This window comes from Pectobacterium carotovorum (assembly GCA_016415585.1).
Classification (GTDB): Bacteria; Pseudomonadota; Gammaproteobacteria; order Enterobacterales; family Enterobacteriaceae; genus Pectobacterium; species Pectobacterium carotovorum_K.
Map to the genome: position 1 here is coordinate 2,533,130 of CP066552.1, position 26,138 is coordinate 2,559,267.

4 protein-coding genes and 2 pseudogenes are annotated in these 26,138 nt (G+C 58.3%); 2 read left to right on the forward strand and 4 right to left on the reverse strand.

Annotated elements, in window-relative coordinates; all coding sequences use genetic code 11:
* Window positions 1-497 precede the first annotated feature (497 nt).
* Together JFY74_11150 and JFY74_11155 are read right to left on the reverse strand one after the other, a co-directional pair.
* Window positions 498-17,066, reverse strand: a pseudogene (locus JFY74_11150) (hemagglutinin repeat-containing protein).
* 69 nt (window positions 17,067-17,135) lie between these two features.
* The gene (locus JFY74_11155) at window positions 17,136-18,800 is read right to left on the reverse strand and encodes a ShlB/FhaC/HecB family hemolysin secretion/activation protein (GenBank protein ID QQG26706.1); all 1,665 of its coding nucleotides are present in this window, start codon (window positions 18,798-18,800) and stop codon (window positions 17,136-17,138) included.
* A gap of 244 nt (window positions 18,801-19,044) precedes the next feature.
* Here JFY74_11155 and JFY74_11160 point away from each other — a divergent pair.
* Window positions 19,045-19,128 (forward strand): annotated as a pseudogene (locus JFY74_11160) (GntR family transcriptional regulator).
* A 20-nt stretch (window positions 19,129-19,148) separates the two neighbouring features.
* Here JFY74_11160 and JFY74_11165 read toward each other — a convergent pair.
* Both JFY74_11165 and JFY74_11170 read right to left on the reverse strand, forming a co-directional pair.
* Window positions 19,149-19,571 (reverse strand): CesT family type III secretion system chaperone, encoded by a 423-nt coding sequence (locus JFY74_11165; protein ID QQG26707.1) that lies wholly within the window; start codon window positions 19,569-19,571, stop codon window positions 19,149-19,151.
* A 35-nt stretch (window positions 19,572-19,606) separates the two neighbouring features.
* Window positions 19,607-24,490 (reverse strand): AvrE-family type 3 secretion system effector, encoded by a 4,884-nt coding sequence (locus tag JFY74_11170; protein QQG26708.1) that lies wholly within the window; start codon window positions 24,488-24,490, stop codon window positions 19,607-19,609.
* A gap of 180 nt (window positions 24,491-24,670) precedes the next feature.
* Here JFY74_11170 and JFY74_11175 point away from each other — a divergent pair, with 180 nt between their 5' ends.
* Complete coding sequence (locus JFY74_11175) at window positions 24,671-26,137, forward strand: pectate lyase (GenBank protein QQG26709.1); 1,467 nt, start codon at window positions 24,671-24,673, stop codon at window positions 26,135-26,137.
* The last annotated feature ends 1 nt before the right edge of the window (window position 26,138 follow it).

The following is a 26,138-nucleotide window of genomic DNA, read 5'->3' on the forward strand; positions in this document are numbered from 1 at the left end:
GTACCAATCCCCGCCGCGATGGATGCCGTCAACGGATCTTTATTCTGCAATTTTGCTCCTGCGTAAGCACCGCCAACACTCACAACTTCTGTAAACCAGAATCCCCTGCCTTGTGTGACTGCCCCAGCCCCCGTCGCAATCAGCGCATCGGTATAGCTAAATGAACCATTTCCCATTAATTGATTACTAATATTTGCTGTACCACTAATGGCTCCGCCGCCAATTATTGTGCCAGCACTCAACATACTGGGTAAAAATACCGGCGCGACAACCACAGATGCTCCAGCTCCCCACGCGATTAAAAGTCCTCGGACAGGATCCTGCCCTTCAGGTATCGTACCTGTGATCAATTTGTGCATCGCATACTGACGTTCTTCTTCCGTTATTGGATTCAGCACGTTACCGTTTTCATCCAGCAAGTTGGTATTGGTGTACAACGATGTCATCGACATGCCAACGTCAGTCATTCCTTTTGGCATGCCATTTGGGCCGAAGAAGTTATTCTCCACCGCATTACGCCCAGACTGCGCGCCGCTGGCGGCAGACGCCGTGCTGTTGCCTGCCAGACCGGATACCAACCCAGAGGCCAGCGTGGAGAGGGCGCTGACTGACTGTTTTTCCTCTTCCGTCAGGTCGTTCGCCGTCTTGCCGGGGTATTGATCGGCCATGATAGCGCGGGCGATCAGTTCACCGCTGGAGGCACCAATCGCCCCCGCAGCCGCATCCTGACCTGACAGTTGGGCGACAACAGCGCCCACCACCGCGTGCGCCATCGCGTTGGCCGCGATATCCGACGCCGTGATTTTGCTTTCATCCTTCGGTATCGTGACATCTTTCACCAACTGTGCCAGATACGGCGATGCACCACTGGCAATCGCTTTCTGGATGTCCCCACCCGCCAGTGCCTGAATCGCCGCCGTCGCCGCCTGTGCCGCTCGTTGGAAATCGCTACCCGTGCCGTATTTCTGCATCTCGGCTTTGTAGGTCGGCGATTCCGTCAGCGCCTTTTTATAGGCCTCCCATTCCTGCGCCGAATCACCGTCCTGCGGACGGTTGACTTTGGCGTCGCCCTTGGCTTCTGCGGCTTTCTGCGCTTTCAGCTCGCCTTCCGTACGTACGATATCCATCACCTGCGCGCCGATTTCACCAATCAGCTGCGCCTGTTTCAGGCGTTTCTGCTCTTTCTCTTTGTTAAAGATCGGGCTGAGCGCGTTGTTCGCATGCTCAACGTCACGGCTCAGCGTAGTGATATCCTGCACCTGTTTCGCCGTATCCCGCAACAACAAGGTGCCGTCGCTCACCGCAGCATAGGTGGTGCTGGCAGCATTGCCGCTATTACCCAGCGACATCAGCGCCGACGGCACGTTCATCGCCAGCGTTGAGAGCAGGCTACCGCTCATCGATGGACTGGCGCTAAAACCTGCGCCGCTGTGCTCCACCTTGAATTCGGCTTTGTTGTTGAGCCCGCTCCAACCCAGCGTCCCCGTTTCCAGCCGATTTTTCTCTGCGCTGGCGGTGGAGCCAATTACCGCGGCGTCAAGCTGGGTGTGCTCACCGGTTTTTATACCAAATCCGTCTTTACCCGCAAAGAGCCCTGTCTGTTGTTGCACACTGTCATAATTGCTGTGCATCTTGTCTTTACTGAGGCTGATATAGCCGCTACCGCCCCCGCCGCCCCAGGTAAAACTACCGCCCGCTGAGCCACTAACCTGTTTAGAATCATACCGGTCGCTATCCTGCTGACTTTGCAGCAGCAGATTGCGTCCGGTATCGACATCAATACGCTCGCCGTTCACCTGCGCGCCAATCAGTCGCGTATCACGTTCGCTTTTCAGCGTGACATGGTTACCCGCATCCACCGTCGTTTCTGACCAGCTATTGCCCGTACCGGTTTCCCGCCCTTTCGCCGCATTAACGTTGGCGAAAATGCTGAGCCCCGCACTCCCGTTACTCAGTCCCAGGCTGATGCCAATATTCCCGCCGCTGCTGCTGTTTTTACCACTGAGCTCCTCGCTGTTACGGGCTGAGAGCAGGTGAATATCCTGCGCCGCGTTCATCATGACGTCGCCGCCCGCCTTAAGCTGGCTGCCTGCGACCGTGATATCTCCGGTACGCGATTCGATACCAATATCTCCCGCCGCATTCAGCGTCGAACCAAAGCTCTGTTTCTGCTCGCTGGTCTGGCTGGAGCGTGAGTTTTGCGCCCCGAGCGAAATACTGACGCCGACAAAAGACGCTTCCCCCTTGTTGTTCAGCTCGGACTGGCTGCCCTGATAGGCCTGATACCCAGACAGCCCGGCTTTCATGCCCTGCAGCAGCGCCAGTCGGCCATCACTTTCACTTTTTGCCGCCTGAATGCTCTGCACCGCGCTGTTGAGCGCCGAACCCACCACGCCAGACAGCGCCACGGTCAGACCCGCGGTTTTCTGCTCAAACTCCTGCTGTTGTTTGCGCGTGTCATAGCCCGGATCGAGGGTGACATTATTGCCTTGCAGGAGGATGTCTTTTCCGGCCACCATATCGGTGCCGCTGATCGTGACATCGTTCCCGGCCTTCACCGTCACCGAATCGGTCGTGCTGCCAAGGGTGCTGATGCTTTGACTTTGTGTCGCCGCCTGATCGCGCAGTTTCTGGCTGGTCGAGGTTGAACCGATGGTAAAGCCAATGCCGCCACCGCTGAACAAGCCGCTTTTTTTCTTGCTGTACTCTTCATAGTTCTGGTAGTTCTCTACGCTGGCAGCGGTGTTGACGTCATTATTCGCCAGCAGCGTGACCTGTTTGTCACCGACCACGGAGGAGCCTTGCAGGTTGATATCCTGATTGGCCGCCATCGTGACACTGTCACCCGACAGCAGACTGCCTTTTTCATTGGTCTGCAACGTTTCCCGCAGGGTATGCGTCACCGTCTTCGAAAACCGCTTCTTCTTGACCGTGGTTTCTTCAAAGAAGGTGTGCTGCGTTTCCGTCGCCGACAGCAGATTGATGTTGTTGCCCGCCTGCGCCGTCACCGCGCCGCTCGCCACGCCCTGTGCTGCCTGCAGGTTGATATCTCTGCCCGCCTGCAAATTCAGGCCTTTGCCCGCCGTTAACTCGGTGCTCTGCTGGGTGATATTCTGCTGCCAGTCGGCGTGACGGTTCCACCAGTTGCCGCTGTAGGTTTCTTCCGTTTCAGACAGCAGGTTGAGATCGCGTCCGGCCGCCAGTGTCGCATTGCCTTTGGCGTTCAGGCTGGCCGCTTCCGACAGCACATCTCGTCCGGCCACCAGATTCAGATCGCCCCCGCTCAGGAGTTGGCTGTTTGCCACCTCCTGCGTACGGCGCTGCGCGGTACTGCCGCCCTGATACAGCGTCTCTTTCAGCGTGTCCTGTGCGGTCAGACGAATATCATTACCCGCCGCCAGCGTCAGCGCCGTACCGCCGGAAAGCGAACTGGCATCGATCTGAATATCCTGACCCGCCACCGCGCTCAGCGCACCGCCGGCATTGACGGTGCTGCCTGCAACAGAGGTATTCAGCGCGGTATTACTGCTGCCCCAGCCGATATCCACGCGGTTATTGGTCAGCGTCAGCGCCTCAATCGCGACATTGCCTTTGGCGTTCAGCGCCATGTCCTGTCCGGCATTGAGCGTAGCCGCCACGTTGCGGATATCCTTGCCCGCGCTGAGCGTCAGGCTGTTGCCCGCGACGATCTCGGCGGTTTTGCCCAGTTCAGTGAAGACCAGCGATCCGGTGCCGCTGCGTGAAGCCGTCGGCTGTGCGGTCTGGAAGTTGCGGCTTTCGGTTCGGTTGATGATGTCGCCGTTGATGCTGGCGAGCTGCAGCGTGCTGCCTTCAATCCGGCTGCCGCTGTTGGTGATATTGTTGAGCGCCACCAGATTCAGGCCGCCGTCTGATTTGATCAAGCCGCCTTCGTGGTTATCAATCTTGTCGCCGCTGGCGATCGCCAGCAATTCAACGGCCTTGAGCGTGCCGCTGTTGGTGACGCTGCCGCCCGCGTTCAGTTCAACTTTGTTCGCGACAATCGCGCTGCCCTGCAGGTTGCTTTTATCCGCCTGCGCCAGATACAGCTTCGGTGCCAGCACGGTTTGCCCGTTGACCTCGATATTTTCCCACCAGACCATGCTCTGACTGAGGTTCGCGACCTGATCCGGCGTCAGGCTGACGCCCAGTTGCAGGTTCATGCCTTTCTGCGCCGCGGCCGCGTTATCGAGCAGCTTCTGCATTTGTTCCAGATCGGAGCCGGTGCCATTCAGGTGACGCTGCCCGCTCTGTTTCAGCACCGCCTGGCTGATGTAGCGGGTATCAAACTCCGCATCCCCGAGGAAGCGATAATCGTGGTCTGCATCCAGATTCAGTTTATCCAGCAGATAGGACGACCCCAGCACCCTATCGGCCTGCGTCCACTGTGAGCGCGTCTCGACAGGCACCACCGTTGACGGCTGCTGCCCCAGCAGCGTTTGCAGATCGCTGAACAGCGCGTTATCCACCTGCCCCAGCTGTTCCAGTTTCGGGTTGGTGTGGATCAGGTAACGACTGTCCGCATTCGGATCGACAACCAGCAGCCCGTTATTGCTCGTCGGCAGCGGATAATCGGCAAGCGGGTTGGTGCTCAGGTTTTGCAGCCCGTTGCCGATGGCGCTCAGCAGGTCTGTGGCAGAAAGAAGTTGTGGCGCAGAAGGCGTAGCGCCGCCCGGCAGAGTGTCTGCACTGACCGCCGGCTTCGGTGCGTCAATCGCCGCCATGCCCGGTGTGGTCAGAGTGGCGGGGCTACCTACCGTGCCCGCTATCGTTACGCCAGTCACCGTGTTGTCCACGTTAACCGGCGTCAGGCTATTCCCAGCATCAGGCCGTTGGCCTGTCGACGACAGCGCAATGGTATCAGGGTTGCTGACGTGACCGGAAGCAGAAGGCTGTAGCACCACGGCGTCGCCGGTATTCAGCGTCAGCGGCCCGGTGGTATTCGGCGCCGCAATCACCGCTGTGATGTTCTCCGCCTGTGCGCCCGCTTGCAGCGCGGTGCCCACCTGCTGCGTCAGCGTGACCGCATCAGGATTGTTCACGTGACCGGAAGTCGAAGGCGATAACACCACGGCGTCGCCGGTATTCAGCGTCAACGGCCCTGTGGCAGTCGGAGCCGCGATCGCCGTTGTGATGTTGTCCGCCTGTGCGCCGGTTTGCAATGCAGTGCCTACCTGCTGCGTTACCGTCACCGTTTTGCCCGTCGCAGTCACCCCTGCGGCATTGCCTGCCAGCGCCGCTTGTCCGCTCGCTGCTTTGGTGACGTCTACCGCACCCGCGTTAAACGACGAATCCTGGCTGGCCAACTGACGTGTGGTCTGCTTCTGCAACGGTGACAGCGTGGTGATGGCATCCAGCACCGGCTTGGTGGAGGCAGGCATAAACCCGCCGCTGCCCGGCTGTAATGTAGTATTACTGATATCTTGTTTGAAATCGGCGGTAATGGTGCCGCCCGCCTGAATTAATGCGTTATAGCTTTCGCCAACGGTTTTTTCGGTTACTGGGGTGCCTGATAATCCATATTGGATATATGGGTTTGCCTTTTTACGAGCCTCAGCGCTGATATAAGGCATCATTATTGGATTTCTATTACTACGTTGATAAATGTAGGTTAAATATTCATTCACGCTACCAGATTGATATGATTTATTATTGAAATCACCACCATGTAAATCAATATTTTTTTTAGCCGAAATTACTGACGCCTGATTTATTAGCACAAAAGAAAATATTGATAAATTATATCCAGAGTTGATTTTACCTGTATTTCCTTCAGCATTTATCTCAATCAATTTATTAGTAATTGATACTCTTTGAATATCAGATTTTTCATATGGAACATAGGAATAAGATACTCTGCAAGTATCAGTTCCATTTTCACCATGAGAGGAACATCTCTCCCTTTCTACTATTCCATACTCCTCTGGTTTAAACCACTCGATCGGAATATTCACCGTTGTTTTCCCTGCCCAATCAGGCACCGAATCTCCAGCCAACTCAGTTTCCGTCACCACCAGTCCTTCCCGCTGGTTAGTCAACGTACCGGTATTAATGGTGATATCGCCGGATTGGGTTTCAATCGTGCCGGAGCTGTTGAGCAGCGACGTGCTGGCGTTACCCTGTGTATCACGTTGCACCCACAGGCTGTTGCCCGCCAGAATGGTGCCGAACACGTTGGTCAGGGAATCCGACAGCAGGCGCATATTGCCGCCCGCATACAGCATGCTGCTGTTATGTAACAAGCCTCCCGCCTGCACCAGCAGGTCACCGGTGGTGCCAATCAGCCCTTTATTATTCAGCGTATTGTCGCTTATCAGCGTCAGGTTCCCCCCCGCCTGAATGCTGCCCGCCTCCAGCTGTACGATGTCTTTTGCGCTGACACGCAACTCGCCGCCGCCCGCCAGAATATTGCCCTGATTCGTCAGCGTGCCGGTGCTGCTCAACTGGACGGATTGTCCCTGTAACGTCCCGCGCTGGTCGAGGTCGCCCGCCACATTCAGCGTCAGCTGTTGCCCGGCGGCCATGGTTTGCGTGAAGGTCAGCGGCCCGGTGAGTTCGGCGCTCAGGTTGCCCAGCGCCACCAGTTGCCCGTCCTGCTGCAGTTCATTAGTCTTGAGGCGCAGATCCTGTGCGCTGTAGAGTTTCGCACCCTGACGGTTAGTCAGACGCTGCGTCTGCAGCGCCAGCTGTGTCAGCCCCAGCAGCGTGCCGTGGTTGTCCAGCTCGTCGGCGATAATCTCCAGTTCACCGGCCTGCACCAGCCCGTGATTCACCCACTGCGGAATGTTCAGCGTCAGCTTATCTTGCGCCATCAGGCTGCCCTGCTGGGTCAACTGCGCCGTGTTCACAGCCAGCCCGCGCCCCTGCAGCCAGCCGTGATTGTCCACCGTCGCCGCGTTCAGCGTGGTGGTGCCGTCAGACAGCAACTGCCCCGCCTGCTGGTTGACAATCTTCTCTTTTCCATCCAGTTGCAGCGCGGCGGTGCCCTGTACCGTACCGCCGTTGGTGATGATGCTCCCCGTCAGCGTAGTGGTCGCGGCGTTGATGTCGCCCTGATTATTCAACGCGGCCGCCTGCACGCTCAGCGAGCCATCACTGCTTAAACGCGCCTGCGCAGCATTGCTGAACTGGCCGGCGACGGTGGTGTTAAGCGCACTATCGCCACGCAAAGTACCGTGATTAGTGAGTTCATCGGCACCCAGCGTCAACGTGCGGCCCTGCATCTGTCCACGGTTAGTGATGTCATGCGCCGTCAGGTTCAGTTGACCGCCGCTAACCAGTTGGCTGCCCTGCGCGCCCTGATAGGCACCGGTCAGCTGCAGCGTCCCGCGCTGCACGCCCAGCAGATGGCCCTGCTGATCGAGATCGCGGGCGGTCAGCCGTAACTCGTCCGATTGCCACAGCCCCTGATTACTCAGCGCGCCGGTCGTGAGTTCGCCCACACCACCGCTGAGTAATCGCCCCGTGGCCAGATTATCGACGCGATCGGTGAGCTGCAGCGTAAAGCCACCGACGCCCGTCAGCGTGCCGCCGTTCTCCAGCATCGTGCCGGTTAACGTCACCGCGCCCTGCGAGAACAGCTCTCCCTGATTACGTAACTGGTCGCCGTTGAGCGACAGACTGTTCAGCCCCGCGACGGTACCGCTATTGCTGAATGTATCGCCGTTCAGCGTCAGCGTACCCGCCTGCCATAACCCAGCGTTATCTGCCTGTTTAGCCTGGAGCGTGGCCGCCCCTTTGCTGAGCAACTGGCTGTTTTTATCGCCGACATAGCGCAGCACGTCGAGCAGGCGCAGCGCGTCGGTGCCCTGAATGCGGCCCTGATTGTCAATCTCACGGGCGCGTAGTTGCAGGTCGTTAGCCTGTAGCGTACCGGCATTGCTCAGCGTGCCGCTGTCGAGATGGCCCGCGCCGTTGGTCAGCAGTTCCGCCCCGGCACGGTTAATCAGTTCATCCCGGTTTGTGACCGTCAGGCCGTTGCTGCCCAGCACGCGCCCGCCATTATCCAACGTGCCGGTGGTCAGATTCAGCGTACCCGCGACTATCTCACCGCTCTGCGTCAGGTGGGCGGCCGTGATAACGGTGTCACCATCGCTCAGCAAACGAGACAGGGCGCTTCCCTGATAGGTGTTCAGTAAATCAAGACGCAGCCCGTCCTGACCGAGCAGCGACCCGCCATTTGTCAGGTTGTTCGCCGTCAGCGCCAGCGTATTGCCCTGCCAGAACCCGTCATTCGTGACCGTGCCTGCCTGCGCCTGCAGGGCACCGTTAGTCAGTAGTTGGCCGGTGCTGCCGACCGTCAGACCGTCACGCAGTCCCAGCGTGATGCCACGCTCACCGATAACCGTGCCGGTGTTGTTGAACGCGCCGCCGTCCAGCGCCAGCGCCCGGCTTTCCCAGCGCCCGCTATTGCGCAGCTGGTTGCCGCGCAGCGTCAGCGTATCGGCAGTATGCAGCAGACCCGTGCCCTGATAGTCGCCGTCAAGCGTCAGCGCCCCGTCAGCAATCACGCTGCCCGCATTGTTTATCGCACCACTGTCGAGCGTCAGCTTACCCACGCCGGACACGGTGCCCTGATTGTCGAGCAGGCTGGCGCTCAGTTGTGTGTCGCCGCCAGAGAGCAGCGTCCCCTGATTGGTGAGAAGGCTGACCGGATTAGCGCGATCCAACGCGATCGTTAATCCTTTATCCCCCTGCATCCGCCCGCGGTTGGTCAACTGCTGCGCATCAAATGTCAGGCGGTCTGCCTGCGCATCGCCGTCGTTTGTCACGCTCGCCGCGCGTAAAACAGCCAGTCCCTGCGACAGGAGTTTCCCATTCTGCTGATTCGTCAGGCCGTTGGCGGCGGTCAATGACAAGGCATTGAGGCCAAAAATCTGTCCACGGTTGGTCAGGTCAGCCGCCTGCAGCGTGATGTCGCCCGCCTGCCACTGCCCCTGATTGTCCACCTGATCCGCCGTCAGCGTACTGCTGCCCTGACTCAGCCAGTGGCCCTGATTGCGGGCCGTACCGGTAATCGCCAGCGTCAGTGCATCCACGCCCAGCATCTTGCCCTGATTATCCAGCGTCTGGGCGTCCACCTTCAGCGCCCGCGCTTCCAGCGTGCCCTGCTGGTCGATATGGTTCGCCACCACGCCCAGCGTGGTGCTGCCGCTGATAAGTCCGCGGTTATCCAGCGTGTTGCGCACATTCAGTTGCAGATCGTCTGAACCCTGTATCTGCCCGTGGTTCAGCACGTCCTCAGCGGTGATACCTGTCCGCTGGCTGGTGAGGTCACCAGTGTTGGTCAGGGTGCCGCCCAGCGTTAACTGCAGGCTACGCGTACCGTTAAGCAGCCCACCGTTGGTCACGGCATTGGCAGTAATGGCAAGCGCGTGGCTGTTCAGCGCGCCCTGATTATCAAGATGATTGCCGAGATCCAGCATCAGCCCGTTCACGCCCGTCAGGGTGCCCTGATTGAATACATCTCTGGCCTTGAGCGTCAGCGCGTTACTGCCGATGTCACGCGTATTATTCAGTGTCCCGTTCAGCCCCAGAGACAGGCTGTCGACACCAGTGAGCGTGCCGTGGTTGGTCAGATCGCTGGCGTTCAGCGTCACCGCCGCCCCGTACAGCGTGCCGCGGTTGGTGAGGCTGTTGCTGGTTGTCAGTTCAAGACGGTCGAGGCCGTTGATTTTCCCGCGGTTGTCCAGTCTGTCGGCCTGTGCGGCCAGTTGATGGCTGTTCAGCGTGCCCTGATTGGTTAACGCGTCATCCAGCGTCAGTTGAAGACCGTCAACGCCGGTGAGGGTGCCTTCGTTGGTCAGCGTACGGGCAGCAACCGTGGCGAGCTTGCTCCACAGCGTGCCCTTATTGTGTAATTCGCCGTTTGCCAGCGTCGCCTTCAGCGAGGTATCGCCCTGAATATGGCCGACGTTGGTCAGTTGCTGTGCGTCCAGCGTCAGGCTGTCCGCCTGCCACTCGCCCTCGTTGCTCGCCTCGGCCGCGTTCAGCACCGCCACGCCCTGCGTGAGCAGCTTGCCGGTTTGCGCATTGGTCAATTTATTTTTCGCCGTCAGCGACAGCGCCGACAGTCCCAGTAGCCGTCCGGCATTCCCGACGTCATCCGCCGTCAGCGCCAGCGTGTTGCCCTGCCAGAATCCGTCGTTAGTGACCGCTCCCGCCCGTGCTGATAACTCACCGTTAGTCAGTAGTTGGCCGGTGCCGCCGACCGTCAGGCCATCGCGCAGTTCCAGCGTGATGCCACGCTCACCGATAACCGTGCCGGTGTTGTTGAACGCACCACCGTTCAGCGCCAGCGCCCGGCTTTCCCAGCGTCCGCTATTGCGCAACTGATTGCCGCGTAACGTCAGGGTGTCGGCGGTATGCAACAGGCCCGTGCCCTGATAGTCGCCGTCAAGCGTCAGCGTCCCGTCAGCAATCACGCTGCCCGCATTGTTTATCGCACCGCTGTCGAGCGTAAGCTTACCCACGCCGGACACGGTGCCCTGATTGTCGAGCTGGCTGGCGCTCAGCCAGCTGTCGCCGCCGGAGAGCAGCGTGCCCTGATTGGTTAACCGGCTGGCGGGGTTGGTACGATCCAGCGCGATGGCTAACCCGTTGTCACCCTGAATGCGCCCGCGGTTGGTCAGTTGCTGGGCTTCAAACGTCAGGCGGTCCGCCTGCGCGTTGCCGTCGTTTGCCACCGTCGCCGCACGCAATACCGCAATACCCTGCGACAGGAGTTTCCCATTCTGCTGATTCGTCAGGCCGTTGGCGGCGGTCAATGACAACGCATTGATACCAAAAATCTGCCCGCTGTTGGTCAGGTCAGCAGCCTGCAGCGTGATATCGCCCGCCTGCCACTGCCCGTGATTCTCAACCTGATCTGCCGTCAGCGTGCTGGTGCCCTGACTCAGCCATTTACCCTGATTGCGTGCCGTTCCCGCAATCGCCAGCGTCAGTGCATCCACGCCCAGCATTTTGCCCTGATTATCCAGCGTCTGCGCGTCCACCTTCAGCTTACGGGCTTCCAGCGTGCCCTGCTGGTCGATATGGTTCGCCACCACGCCCAGCGTGGTGCTGCCGCTGATAAGCCCGCGGTTATCCAGTTTATTACGCAGATCGAATTGCAGATCATCCGAGCCCAGCATCTGACCGTGGTTGAGCACGTCCGCCGCGGTGATATGTGTCCGCTGGCTGGTGAGATCGCCAGTGTTGGTCAACGTACCGTCCAGTGTCAGCTGCAGGTCGCGTGTGCCGTTCAGCTGTCCGCCGTTGTTCACATCGCGGGCGGCAATGGTCAGCGCCTGGCTGTTCAGCGCGCCCTGATTATCAAGCTGATTGCCGAGATCCAGCGTCAGCCCGTTCACGCCCGTCAGGGTGCCCTGATTGACGACGTCCTTGGCCTTGAGGGTCAGCGCGTTACTGCCGATGTCACGCGTATTATTCAGCGTCCCATTCAGCCCCAGAGACAGGCTGTCGACACCAGTGAGCGTGCCGTGGTTGGTCAGGTCGCTGGCGTTCAGCGTCACTGCCGCCCCGTACAGCGTGCCACGGTTGGTGAGGCTGTTGCCGGTTGTCAGTTCAAGGCGGTCGAGGCCGTTGATTTTCCCGCGGTTGTCCAGTCTGTCGGCCTGTGCGGTCAGCTGATAGCTGTTCAGCGTGCCCTGATTGGTTAAGGCGTCATCCAGCGTCAGTTGAAGACCGTCAACGCCGGTGAGGGTGCCTTCGTTGGTCAGCGTACGGGCAGCAATAGTGCCGAGCTTGCTCCACAGCGTCCCCTGATTGGTGACGTCGCCGTTTGCCAGCGTCATCTTCAGTGATTTGTCGCCCTGAATATGGCCGACGTTGGTCAGTTGCTGTGCGTCCAGCGTCAGGCTGTCCGCCTGCCATTCGCCTTCGTTGCTCACCTCGGCCGCATTCAGCACCGCCAGGCCCTGCGTGAGCAGCGTGCCGGTTTGCGTATTGCTCAGCGTATTTCTCGCCGTCAGCGTCAGCGCCGACAGTCCCAGCAGTTGGCCGGTATTCTCGACGTCATCCGCCGTCAGCGTCAGCGTCTTCGCCTGCCATTGTCCGCTGTTTTCCAGTCGGTTGGCGGTCAGCGTGCTGTCGCCCTGACTCAGCCATTTTCCGCTGTTACGCGCCGTGGTGTGGATCGCCAGCGTCAGCGCATCCGCGCCCAGCATCGTGCCCTGATTGTCCAGCGCACCCGCCTGCACATGTAGTTGGCGGCTTTCGAGCGAACCTAATTGTTCGACCTGACTCGCCTCAAGTTGCACCCGCTGACTGCCGCTCATCAGGCCGCTATTGCGCACCGTCTCCTGCAGCGTCAGGTGCAGCACGTCACCGGAGATCTCGCCCTGATTGGACAGGTCAGTCGCCGACAGCCCCAGCGTCGCGCCATAAAGCTGGCCCTGATTGGTCAGGCGGTCAGCAAGGGTCAGTTGCAGTGCATCAATGCCGGCAATCTCGCCGCCGTTAAACAAGGTGTCAGCCGTAATCGCTGTCCGTTGCCCCAGCAGCGTGCCCTGATTCTCCAGCGCGTGCCCTTGCAGTTGGATAGCGTTCGCCTGCCAGCGCCCGCGGTTGGTGAGCGTGGTGCCGGACCAGTCCAGCGCCCCGTCCGTCTGCAGCGTCCCACTGCCCTGATAATTGCCCGCCAATGACAGCGAGGTGACGGCCAGCACGGTTCCGGCATTCTCCACCGTCTCGCCGATAAGGGTTGCCGCGCCGTTACTGGCGAGTGAGCCCTGATGGGTTATCTGCGTCGCGCGCAGCTGCGTGTCGCCTCCAGATACCAGTGTGCCGCGGTTGTCCAGCACACCGTCTGTTGCTCCGCCGCTCTGACGTGAAGATGACGCGTTGAGTTGCTGAACATCTGCCGCCAGTGATAGCGCCATCGGTAGGAGTGCGTGCTGGCGCGCAGCGCTCGCAGGCGCGACCGTGATGTCGATATCGCCTTCGGCCTGAACCCGTCCCACGTTGGTGAAACTGGCCGCCTGCAGCATCAGGTTATCTGCCCGCCACTCGCCGTGGTTCTCTGCCCGAGCGGCCTGTAACACCGCCGCGCCCTGCGTAAACAGTGTCCCGTTTTGTTGATTGATCAGCCCGTTTTGCGCCGTTATGGACAGCGCCGCCATCCCCAGCAACTGCCCGGCGTTGGTGATCTCATCCGCGTCAACCAAGAGGGACCCGGCCTGCACCAGACCGCTATTGTCCACCTGCCGGGCGGTAACCGTGCCGTTGCCCTGCGTCAGCACATTACCTCTGTTCGTGACCGTGCCCACGATGGCGAGCGTCAGCGCATCCACGCCCAGCATCTTGCCCTGATTGACCAGTGAGGCGGCGTCCAGCGTGACGTTTTTCCCCTCCAGCGTGCCTTTCTCGCGCTGGTTGACGTCGCCAGCCGTCACCGCCAGCGTGTTGCTGCCGCTGATCCCCCCCGCATTCTCCAACTGACCAGTGAGCGTGAGCTGCAAAGCGTCCGTCCCGACGATGCCCCCCCGATTATCGAGATCGGTTGCCGTGACACCCAGCGCACGACTACGCAACGCGCCGGTATTGTAAAGGTTGTCGCCGAGCGACAGCGTTAGTGTATCGACACCGGTGATGTCGCCGTGGTTAAACAGGTGCTCCACGGACATCGCGACCGTATTGCCCAGCACCGTCCCCTGATTGGTCAACGTCAGGCCTTGCAGGGACAGCGCCCGGCTTTCCCAGTGCCCGTGATTCACCAGCGTGTCGCCGTGCAGTGTCAGCGTACCCGCCGTATTCAGCAGGCCGCGGCCCTGATAGTCGCCGTGCAGCGTCAGCCCTGTTGCCGCCACCAGACGGCCGTCGTTAATCAGCGACGCGCCAGCCAGTTCAGTGCGCCCCAGGCTGGACAGCGTGCCCTGGTTATCCATCAGGCGCGCGAACAACGTGGCGTCCCCGCCTGTCGTCACGGTGCCACGGTTAACCAATGTGCCCTTTCCGTCAGTGGTGGGCAGCGTCAGAGATAAGGATTCATCCCCCTGGATCTGGCCGTCATTGGTCAGATTCTCTGCCGCCAGCGTCAGGGTTTTCGCCTGCCACTCTCCGGCATTGACGGCCTCCGCCGCCGTTAACGTCGCTACGCCCTGAGACAGTAGTTTCCCCGCTTGCCGGTTGATGAGCCTGTCGGTGGCCGTCAGCGCCAGCGAGGACACGCCAAGGATTTTCCCCGTGTTATCCAGTTCATTCACCTGCAACGCGACATTTTTCGCCTGCAAGGTCCCCTGATTATCAACCCGGTGTGCCGATGTGGTGCTGTCGCCCTCGCTCAGCAGCTCACCCTGATTCGACAGGTTACCGGTTATCGCCAGCGCCAGCGCATCGCTACCGTGAAGCGTGCCCTGATTAGTAAGGCGTGCCGCTTCCGCACGAAGCAGGTTGCCCTGCAGCGTACCAGCGTTATCCAGACTGCCGCTCAGGAAAAGCGACAGGTTATTGATACCGCTCATCGTGCCGCGGTTGTTGAGAGACCCACCGTCTGCCGTCAGGGTTAACGCCTGCAGCGAGCCCCGGTTCTCGGCCTTCCCGGCCTGAAGGCGCAGCGCCTCCCCGCTGAGCCAGTCGCCGCTATTGGTAAAGGTATCAGCGACAGTCAGGTTCACCGTGCCGAGCGCCTGTGCCTGCCCGCTGCTGGTGAGGGTCATCGCCTGAATAGCCAGTGCATGGCCCTGCAACACCCCGGCCTGGCTGGCGGTATTGCTGTTAATCGTCCAGTTTCCGGTGGCCAGCAGGCTGCCGCGGTTGTCCAGTTGCGTAGCGGTAATCTGTCCGTCGCCGGTCAGGCTGGTTTTGCCCGCATGAAGCCAGCGCTCGGCATTGAGCAGGAACTGCTGCGCCTGAATCGCGCCATCGGTCTCCACCTGCCCCGCGTTCACCGTCAGGTCGGTGCCCGCCAGCAGCGTGCCGCGAGCGGATTGCGTCAGTGAGCGCGTGGCGTCAAGCTGCAGCGCGTGGTCGGCCTGCAGCGTGCCCTGATTGGCGAGCGTGCCGGTGTGCAGCTGTAAGGCGGGGGCCGTAAGCGTACCGTCATTGCTGAGACGGTCAGCGGTAACCTGCAGGATGTGACCGGACTGCATCAGGCCGCGGTTATCCAGCGAGTCGCCCAGCGTCAGCGCCAGTTTTTCACCCGCGCTGAGCGTGCCGCGGTTCACCAGACTGCCACCGTGCAGCGCCAGCATCTGTTGGGCGTTGATAACGCCGTGGTTTTCGGTCGTCTGGCTGGTCAGGTCAAGTGCGTTTGCCGTGACGTCGCCCTGACTGGTGAACCGGGTGGCCTGCGCAGTCAGCGTCGCAGCCTTCAATGTGCCACCGTTGGTGAGGTGGTCGGCCAGCAAAAACAGCTGATTATCGGTCAGAATGTTGCCCTGATTGTTCAGCACCGTTTGCAGTTCAAGTTTCACCTCGTTCCGGGCGCTGAGTAATCCGCTGTTGTCCAGGCGCTGCGCGTTAGCCGTCAACCGTTCGGCCGCCGCCAGCGTGCCGCTGTTCGTCAACGCGTTGCCGCTGAACGTCAGTTCCTGCAGCGCGGCGATATCGCCGCGGTTGTCCAGCGTATCCAGCGTCAGCGTGAGGCTCTTCCCTGCCAGCGTGCCGCGCTGTACCAGACGTCCGCCGTCAACGGCCAGCGCATTACCGGCGGTCAGGCTCCCCTGCCAGTCGCCCTGCTGTGTCACGCGCACCGTGGCGTTGTTCTTCGCCTGAAATTGCGCACTGCCTGCGCCGCTAAGGGTCTTCGCCTCCAGTCGCACGTCTTCAGCACCCGCGCTGCCTGCCAGCGACACGGTGTCCCCGCGCATCTCAAGCACCGAATCCGCCTTGAGGCCGCTTTGCGCATCCTGCTGCAGCGATTGCCCTGCATCGACCGTCATTTTGCCCGCGGCAAGCTGGGTAGCATTAAGAGTGACACTGTCACTGTTTATCGATAATTGATTCGCTGACTTGACCTTGCCCTGCGCATCGACACCGGCACTGATGACGCTGTTTTGCGCTTTCAGTCCGCCACCCGATGCCAGCTCGATATTTTGTCCAGCACGCAGCGTCGCGTCCTGCAACGTGATGTCCTGTCTGGCTTTCAGCGTCAGGGCCTCTCCCGCCTGCTGTTTGCCCCGCAGCGCCAGCGTGTCCGCGTCGGCCTGAATCGTGCCCTGTGCTACCGCATCGCCTAGGCTGAGTTTACCGTTCGCCGACAGCGTGATATCGCCGCTGCGCGCGCTCAGATTGCCGACGTTAACGCCCACGCCTTTCTCACTGGACACCAGCTTGATGCGGTTGGTGTACATGCCACCCAGTGCGCCCGTATCCAGCGCGACTTTCACATTACTGCCAGCCACACCGCTGTCCGCCGCCTGTGCCGTCACCTTGCCCGTCGCATCAACCTGATTGGCCCCTAGCACAATCCGGGTATCGTTGGCATTCAGCCCGGCATCAATCTGCGCGGTGCGGGCTATCAGGCTGAGGTAATCACTCTTGCTCGCGTCCAGACCCTGACCGGTCAGCGTGATATCGCCGCGCTTCACGTCGATATGCTGCAGATTTCCCTGCGCGTCCAACTGCGGTTTTCCGGTGGTCAGCGTCACCTGCGGGGTGTTGATAAAACCGCAGCCGTCGCAGGTAATGCCGTTCGGGTTGGCAACAATCACGCTGGCCTGCTTACCACCGACTTCCAGGTAGCCCGCCAGCGTACTGCGGTTGGTGGAGACCACTTCGTTGATGATGGCGTCGGCAGCCTTGCCCTTCAGATTGGGGTTGTTTTGGATCAGCCCACCGAGCTGGGTCGGATTGAGCTGTTCCGTGCCGTTATTCAGGATCAGGCCCGGTTTGTCGACGTTAAAATCGCGGTACTGGTTGTGGGAGATCCCTGCGCTGTTTGGCGTGGCGATATTGATGACCGGGACGCCGTTGCCAGCCTGATCCAGCGCGGTATTGCCCGTCGCGACCTGCACGCCCGCGGCCATCGCCGGCAGCAGCGGCTGAAACGCAATAAGGTGGATCAGCGTATACGCCAGCAGGCGCTGTGTGGTTTTTACTGGTTTCATCCCTGATCCCCGGTCTTAACGACTCACAATAAACAACGAAAATTGAAAACAACTAATTGAAAAAGAATATTAAAAAGAAAGCCCAACGCGGTAATACACCACGGCGCTATCCGGTTGTAGCCAGTCGGGATGTGCCAACGGCCAGCCAACCGTGATTTGTTGTGATAGATATTGGTTTGCGACACCCACGCCTACCGCGGCTCCCCAGAGCGTACCCGCCGATTCACTGTCCGCCTGATGCGAGAAGAGGTGCCCGCCGTCGACCGCTGCCGTCAGGGTGACACTGCCCAATAGCGGCAACTGCGCCGCTCGCCAGTTGACTTCATTGCGCCAGTAGCCGCCGCGATTGCCTGAGAGATACTGCTCTTTGAAACCGCGCACGGAGGTTTCACCGCCCAGCGTTACCTGTTCGCTGCCATACAGGCGCTGCGGTGAATACTGGCCGTAGACGTTGGTGAGATAATGAAGGTTGTCAGCAATCGGGTAGTAGTAGCTAGCCGCCAGCGTCACCTTGTTAAATTCGGCGCGCAGCGCATCATCAGATTTCCCTTCATCGCTTTCCGCGCCGAACCAGCGCGTTCCTCTGCTGTAAGCCGGGTTGAGCGTCGCCAGCCCGCCCCACAGTTTCTGGCTGTGGTTGATGCCGATAATCGCGCTGCTGAGTTTACGGCTGCTGGATTGCAGCAGGACATCGTTGAGGTAGTTCTTTCCGATACGGTGCGACAGGCCCGCCGAGAGGCTGGTTTTCATGTCGCCGTTGCGAAACACCACGCGTGACAGCGTGGCGCGGTGCGTCTGGCTGTCGCCGGTTGAATGCCAGACAAAATCCCGGTTGATGAAATCGTTGCGATAACGGCTTTGGGAGTAGTCGTAGCTGAGCGTCCAGTAACCATAGGGCAGCGACACGCCCGCCTGTAAGCTCTCGACATTGCGACTATCGCGAAACTCGCTGCTGTGCCCGCCGTTGACAAACCACTGGTCGGCCAGCCCCAGCACGTTATCCGCCCACAGGCCGCCGCTGAGCTGCCGTTCTCCGGTACTTTTCTGTCCGCTATTATCAAAACCGATGTTTGCCGTCAGCGGAATTTGTTTTTTACTGGTAAGGTTCACGATGGAATAGCCAGGCTGGCTGCCGGGCTGAATTTCGATGCTTACCTGCTGCGTCGGCATGCGGTTGAGCTGTTCCATGCCCTGCTCAATATCCCGAAGATTGAGAATGTCACCTTCCAACCCCGGAAAAACCTGTTTTAATGCCCACGTCGATTGATTATTAATATTAATAGATTCGAGGCGACCTTCCAGAATATCGATCTGCAATACACCGCCAGAAAGATCTTGTTCAGCAATAAAGGCTCGGCTAGTGATATACCCCCGCTCGATATACCAATTACTGACATCATGAATCAGCTTATTTATATCGTTAACATTAAGGCAACGATTAATATAATCTTTATTTAACTTATTTTTATCTTTTTCACGCAGCAGGGAGCTATTGTGATAATGAATATCCTTAATGAAAAAGCAGTGTCCGGCATCACTTCCACCGCTTGAACTTATCGTTGCTTGTGTTTGATTTAATTGCAATAAGGAATCGCGCTGCTGCCGAGATTGATCGATCACCTCGGCTTGCCGCTGCTGAATATCAATTCTGTCTGCCGGATTAAGTGGCGCGGAAAATACGGTATAAGAAAATAGCGCAGGCGTGATAAGCATCAGCCTGAAAAAACCACGCATGGTTTCATCCCTGAGATAATAGTTTTTTTGGCATAGTAGAACCGTTAATTACCAAGCTCAATATGTCAGGTAATATATGATTTTTATGACAATGGATTTGCGTTAAGTCGCGATTAAATATTTCCTTAACCAATAATTTTAGGTCTGTTACACCTCGTTATACAATACTGCGTATTCCATGACCTTTCCTTGTCGATTCCCCCAAGAAACACCGCCCCATCGCTTCGTTGATGCGCAGTGCCAAGCCAGCGCCGCTCAGCAGACCACCCAATCCGGCATTCTGGATGGCAGCGAAACGATGCTGGCTTTTATTGCCATCGACCAATAGCGTGCCGTGGCTCAATCACGTTACGCCGCGATGAACCGTGGTAATAAGCCGCGAATCAACAGTCGGGTCTCTTTGGCCTGGCTGATAAAGGCAGGCAGCAGCGCAGTAAAGCTCGGTTCGTCCAGCGATTCTGCGGTGTGCTGAGTGCACAAACGCAGCGTCGCATTCTCATCCAGCGCCAGCCAGCAGCCTTTCATCGCCGCCATTTCAAAGTTAAGCATCAGCATGAACTGATACACCGCCGTGCTAACCTCCCCCTGAAAGCGCATCACATCGCTGTGTAATAGCAGCACGCCGCTGCTGGCAGGGACTTCCAACACCACTGCCTCCTGACCGTCAGGTTCGCGTAGCGCGCAGATGCCGTCCTGCAAGCCCAACTGAGTACGGCTGAGCGCACCGTAATGGCGTAATAGCCGAGTAATATGCTGTTGTGTGGGTGTCATCCTGTTCTCCTGTAATCACCGCATGTTATTGACAATTAACCGTTAAGCTGTAGGCCTTCCTGCTGGAGCTGCTGCAACGCGTTAGCGGTAGCAGGATTGGCTTTTGCAATCTCGCCGCTCAGTTTGTAACTTTGCGGCACGGTTTGATCCTGTCCGTAGCTAAAGCTGACGTTGCCGAGCAGTTTATTCATACTGACGCCCGCGCTGCTTGACGCGTTGATGATGACCGCCGGAGTATTGAACCCTTCGCTCTTCTTCACCGCCTTCGAGACTTCAATGCTGGCGAGTCGCAAATTATTGCCGTCTTTGAACAGCGCGATGACGTCATCCTTACCGTGCGTCTTGTTCTGAATGCCCTTCTCGATCTTTTCCCGCACATCGTCTTTCAGTTCCAGCGAGACTGTCACCGAAGCTCTGTCGTTATCCTGCAAGCGGCTCACGATGTCCTTCAGCGCTGGGTTGTCCGCGATCAGTTGATTGATACGATCGGCATTGCTCGGCGGCAACGAAGAGAACAAATGGTTGCCGATGACCTGAAACAGCCCGTTTTCCGTCAGTTTGCTGAGATTGGTGTAGGACGTCGTGTGCTTGACGCTATCCAGCGTCGCGCCGTCGCGCTGTGCGACATCCTGCCGCACGTTCAGTTTTTGCAAATTCATCAATCCCTGATGCTGATCGTCGGTTTTTGCCGTTTTATCCGCAAAATGTGTATTCAGGATGGCGAGCTGGTCGTCCGGCTCAGCCATCTTTTTCACACCGTCGATTAAGAGCTGACTGGCCGGATCATTAAAGGCAGAGTTCAGCGTTTTAGTCAGCGCGTCGATATCCTTTTTCTCCAGCGGCTCGGCTTTCTTCATACCCAGACTAATTGATTGGTTAGTACGCGAGTCTGCCGCCACATTCACCCCGATGCTGGCCGAGGTGAAGAACGGGACAGTGCCCTCAGGCGTGGTTCTGGCGGCTCCGGCGCTGAGCGTCGCGTTTGCCCCCATCGCAGCCTGATTCATGAAGCGCAGGCGGTTGTCGGATTCCGTATAGGTGGTGGATTTCTCGCCTTGCGCGACGCTGGAGGAACGGGTGGCAGACAGCACATTGGCACTCGCCGTCACGCCAACCGACCCGCGTAACGTGGCGCTGGTTGGTGCTGCGCCTTTTTCCGTCAGGTTGATGCCGGCGCGCAGTTCCAGCGCTGCATTACCATCCAGATTGAAGCTGACCGTTTTACCCGCCTTCACGCTGTGCTGTTCCCCTTTATCCAACAGGGCAAGCGGGTTGATGGTACCGCTCGACAGGCCGTCAATAAATCCGGGTAGCTCTTCTTCACTAAGGGTAAAGTTCAGGGCGTTTTGCTGTGCGACCTGCAGGCTGGCGGATACACCGAAGGAGGCACGGACATCCGGTGCAAAACTATGTTTACTGTTAATGTTTTGTGTCATCTGCGCCGAGGTTTTTCCTGTCAGATACTCGCTGACGTCATATCCGCCGGAATAGCTCACTTTCCCGGTAATGCCGCCCGAACGCTCGAAAGCGACATTGATGCCGTTTTCACCACGGGAAAAGCTCAGGTTGTAATTTCGTTCGCCGCTGACGCCGCCGCCCGGCACCGGAGGGAAAGGCAACGGTGTGCCGCTGACCACAAACGACATGGATGCCCCGCCGCCATAGGTTCGGTTAAAGGCAATGCTTTCGTTGCTATCCAGCGACAGCACGGTCGACTTCATTTTATCGATCATGTCCGTCTGGCTGGCCGCCTGCATCACGGTTTTTGAGGTTACGCTGACGGCGTTGTCTTCTTTCCTGAACGCTTTCATAAAGGTTTTAACCGAATCGTAATCCGCCTCCAGCGACTTATGATTGGTGAACCCCATGTCGGTCATCTTCTTCACCGGGTTTTCGCCGTAATCTCCCTGCCGCATCGCATTAAGTTCCTTCATCATCGATGCCAGTGCCGCCTCACCCGGCGACGTGCCGGATAGCGCACCGATTCGATCCGTCAGCTTATGCAAGTCCCCCAGCGCCAGGGTATCCAGCACCAACCGCGTTTTCGCCAGTGACAGTGCATCGCTGGTATCCCGCTGCTGCCCAAACGCTTCGCTGTTCGGCTTTTGGGCTATTGGCGTTTTACTGTCTACGAAGGTTTTTAGCAGTGTCGCAGCGGTACTCGTTTTCGATGACGGATGGCTTTCCATCGCCGCCAGCAGCACCGGAGCCAGATCTTTTTCTCTGCTATGCAGGCTGGCAGGCTTGCCTTCCGTGTTCATCACGCCGTTATCGTTCACTACGCCCTGCTGCCTGCCGATCAGCAGCGCCGCTTTGGCCGAGCTGCTTTCCAGTTCGGTATGGAACTGTTTTAGCAGGTTCATCAGCGGTTTCCCTTTTTCCCCCAGATCCAGCTTGTCTAGCTTACTCGCCAGATCCATCGCCGCGCCCTGCGGCTGGCTCGTTGTGGCATCCAGCTTTTTCAGTAATTCGGTTTGCATGTCATAAACAGGCTTCAAGCCTTCACGCCCGCTGACCTGATGCTGCACATGGTCGGCAAAGGTTTTTAATGGCCGCGGCACGTCTAAGGTGAATGAGACCAGATGGGCTCGCAGCAGATCTGACAGTTTGCTTTTAACCTGCTGCGACTCTTCACCCGTTTTACCCAAAACCTGAACATCGGCTTTAACCGTTACCCCGGTTAACGGTATCTTCATTCCCTTTGTCGCCACATCCAGTCGGCCAAACACCGTTTCTGCGTCACGAGGCTCTGCGGGTAACGGCGCCTCCCCTTTTGGCACGGTTGTTTTCCACGCGTTCCCTTGCTGGGTGTGTAATTCATGGTCGTCATGCGCAACCTGCAAATGATGCTGTGCGTCCGTGCCCAACGAACTCACTTTGCCTTCTACCGGCGTCTTCACCGGCTGCCATTGTGCACTGTCGTGATTCGCCGCATTTTGCCAGTCGGTTTTCGGCAGTTGGAAAAGCTGTCCGTCTTTATTCAGGGCAAAGAGCGTCTGCTGGTGATCCAGCGCGATGTCTTGTATCTCACCGGCCAAGCCATTTTTAGGCAGCACCAGCGGTGGCGCTGCGAGCTTATCCGTTCCCGGCTTGATCTGGTGGAAATGCAGATCGCCCTGCTTATCGACGGCAATAAATTTATTACGGTTGATCACTGCCATCGCCGAGACGCCATCGTCCTTGTCGATGCCAGGGAGCGCGGTGCCCGCAGACGGCGTCATACGCACCTGCGGCAGCGCAAACACGGTGTTGTCGCCGTGCGTAAACGTGTCTGACTTCTGGTTAATGGACAGAGGCTTGATTTCACCGTCTTTTAGCGTGTAAGCCTGATTGTCCAGCCCGCGCTTGAGCTGGCTGGCTTCAACGCTGGATGCCTCCCAGCTTTTGGTATTGCCGTTGTAAAAATGGACTTTGCCGTCCTGTAGACCGATCTGCCCCAGTCGTCCCAGATCTAAGGTGTCTTTCGCCTCGGGCGCTGCCGTGGTCAGCCCCAGTTTATTATCCACCACCAGACTGTCGCTCAGGTTCCACCCCGGCGTTGGCGACAGCCCATTTTGCCCCAGAGGTGCGACGTGCTTTTGTCCCTGACGATCGGTGGCAAGCGCCTGCGTCTGGCCATGTTCATCGTGGGCAAATCCGGTAATACGATGGTCGTCGCCCAGCACCGCATTCAGTTCCGGCGTGCTGGCCGGAGTCAATGTGGCGTGCGGTTCGCCCGCCTTTGGTAGCGGTGCGTGGTAAAGTTTGCCGTCATTATCGGCAATCAGCAGGTGTTCAGCGGTTAAGCTCACCGCTTTCGCAAACACGGGATCGCCATTTTCCAGCTTAAGAGCCACCGGCTGCGGCGTGGCATCCAGCGTGCTCATCAGATGCAACTGCGTAAGGTGATCCTGCTCGGTCAGCACGGCAGATTGCCCGTTCTGATTGGCAGAAAACGCCGTAATTTTATCGCTGAAGGTTGATGACGCCGTCCCCGACGACAAATTGCTCAACGTGTGGTCGTCTTTGACGGCATACAGCTGACCATCCCCCTGCCGGGATAACTGGCTGTGGGCGACATCGCTGCTTTGCTGCCAGACGCCAAACTCGGTATTCAACGCAAAGAGCTTGCCGTCATGAAGACGCAGTTGCTCACCCGCGCCTGACGCTGAATCGGGCTGTCGGTGGACACCAGTTAACAGCTCGTGGTTCATGCGTCCGGATAGCGGCACACTCGTAGATTCGCCAGCGGTTGTTTTCAGAGCAATACGTTCCGGCGTGGACTCCAGCTGTACGTTACTTGCACTCAGTTTGCCCGCAGGCATCGCGCTACGGCCGCTGCTGTGAAGCGCAATATGTTGATTGTCATCACTTTGAATCACGAACAGCCGCCCTGATTTGTCGGCTAGCGCGTGCTGCTGCGCATCCTGATGTTCATGGTGGGCCACGAACGGCTGGCTATTCTTCCCAATGGTCTGTTGTAGCAGCGTGGTCAAGGCTTCCGGCAAGCCTTTGCCGAACTGAAGTTTACCGTGGCTGTCCAGCGTAATATCGGATTTCGCGGCTGCTGTAGAGGTATGATTGCCGCTTATTTTGATCTCAGCAGCTTCGGTGGAGGCAAAACGCGGCAGGCTCTGGATCGGTCCGCCCGATGCCAGCGAATCACGCGGCGCGCGCGGTAACCCCTGACTCACACCTTCCGATGAAAAGAGCTCGCGCAAGGTAGTCGAGCGCGAGTCCTGGCTCTTCACTGAACTGCCATTTCCCTGCTCCAGCTCGGGCGGTTTGTTTTTATCATGCAAACCTTGCTGAATCAGGGACTGCGCACCTTTCTGGCTCGCGCTGGTGCTAGTGCCCTGCGATAACGATGTTTTCGCTAACGTGGCAGGTGCAATTTCCGACGTGGATAGACCGGGCTGAACATGCTGGATTTTCTGCATAACAGGTTCCAAGGATGATGAAGTGATCGTGTCGGTTAAGTGGTCAGTTTCCCCTTCTGGTTCCCGACATCTTTCGCTTCCCCGATTGGGAACCACATCACACCTTCCCTCACTTAATACACAACAGACGTAAGCCTGTTAATGACTCATCACTATTCACTTCACTTTTAAGGAAATGTTATGGCCGATATGACGATTACGCTCAGCATACAACCCGGCGCAGGACTGTCATCGACAGGTCTTAATTCCCCGCTTTCGGGCAGCAACAGCGGGGCTTCGCAACGCTCTGCACAGCAGGATAGCCAGCTCATGGAGGCGCTGGGCACATTGCTTAGCGCGCTCTTGCCTAATGCACAGGGCAATACGCCATCCTCAACCGATGGCAGCCCGCTGGGCCAGGGCGGTGCGGGCAACGGCGGTAGCTCGGCGTTAGGGCAAAACGGCAGCCCTGCCGATATGCTGATGAAACTGCTGGAAACGCTGATTCAGGGCAAAAATGGTCAGGAAGCGGGTAATCCACTCTCTTCCGGCTCGTCGGGCGCGGCAGGCGGCAACGGCGGTGCCTCACCGCTGACAGGTTCATCCGGCACGGGTGGCGCAGGCGGTACACAGAACCCAGAAGATCTGAGCCGTTCTCTACTGCAAGATTCGGCAGGCAGCGCATTAGATAATGCGATTAGCCCAACGGCAGACGGCGGTGGCCAACTGAGCGGTAACGATCTGCTAAAAGCGCTGCTGGAATTGATCGGCAATCTGATGGATTCACAGAAAGGTGAATTCGGCCAGCCGCAAGAAAAAGGACAGTCACAAGGTGGCGGATCGCCGTCTGTGGGTGCACCGCAGGCTTCATCCGGCGGTGGCTCGCCTGCCGCACCGTCTGCTGGCGGTGGGGGTTCACCTGCTGCACCATCAGCGCCGTCTTCACCCGTTGGGGGTAGCGGCGGCGGCGCGTCTGCTCCACTAACAGCCGCCCCAACTGGCGTTGATGGCGGTTCGGCGGCATCCCCCACGACGTCAACAGCAGGTGCTGGCCCAGTGGCATTCCCAAAGGCCAGCGGTGATGCCACCGTGGTAAATGACACTATAAAAGTCGGCCCCGGCGAAGTCTTTGACGGCGGTGGTAAAACCTTTACCGCAGGCAGCAAGTTAGGCGACGGCGGTCAGGCTGAAGGCCAGAAGCCGGTATTTGAGCTGGCTCCGGGCGCAACGCTGAAAAACGTGGTGTTTGGTGACAATGCGGCAGATGGCGTACACGTGCGCGGCGATGCCAAAATTGATAACGTGCATTGGACCAACGTAGGTGAAGATGCGCTGACGGTGAAATCCAATACTGGTAAGCCTGCCAACGTTGAAATCACCAACAGTAGCGCTCAGGGCGCTTCCGATAAGATTTTCCAGTTGAACGCGGATGCCAACCTGACCATCGATAATTTCAAAGCGAAAGATTTCGGTACGTTTGTCCGCACCAACGGTGGGCAACAAGGTAACTGGAACTTGAACCTGAGCAACATTGACGCAGAAAACGGCAAGTTCTCATTTGTGAAAAGCGACAGTGAAGGGTTGAACGTCAAAGGCAGCAATATCAACCTGACGAACGTCAATAATCACTACAAAGTGCCGGATTCCGCCAACTTACAGGTGAAGTAAG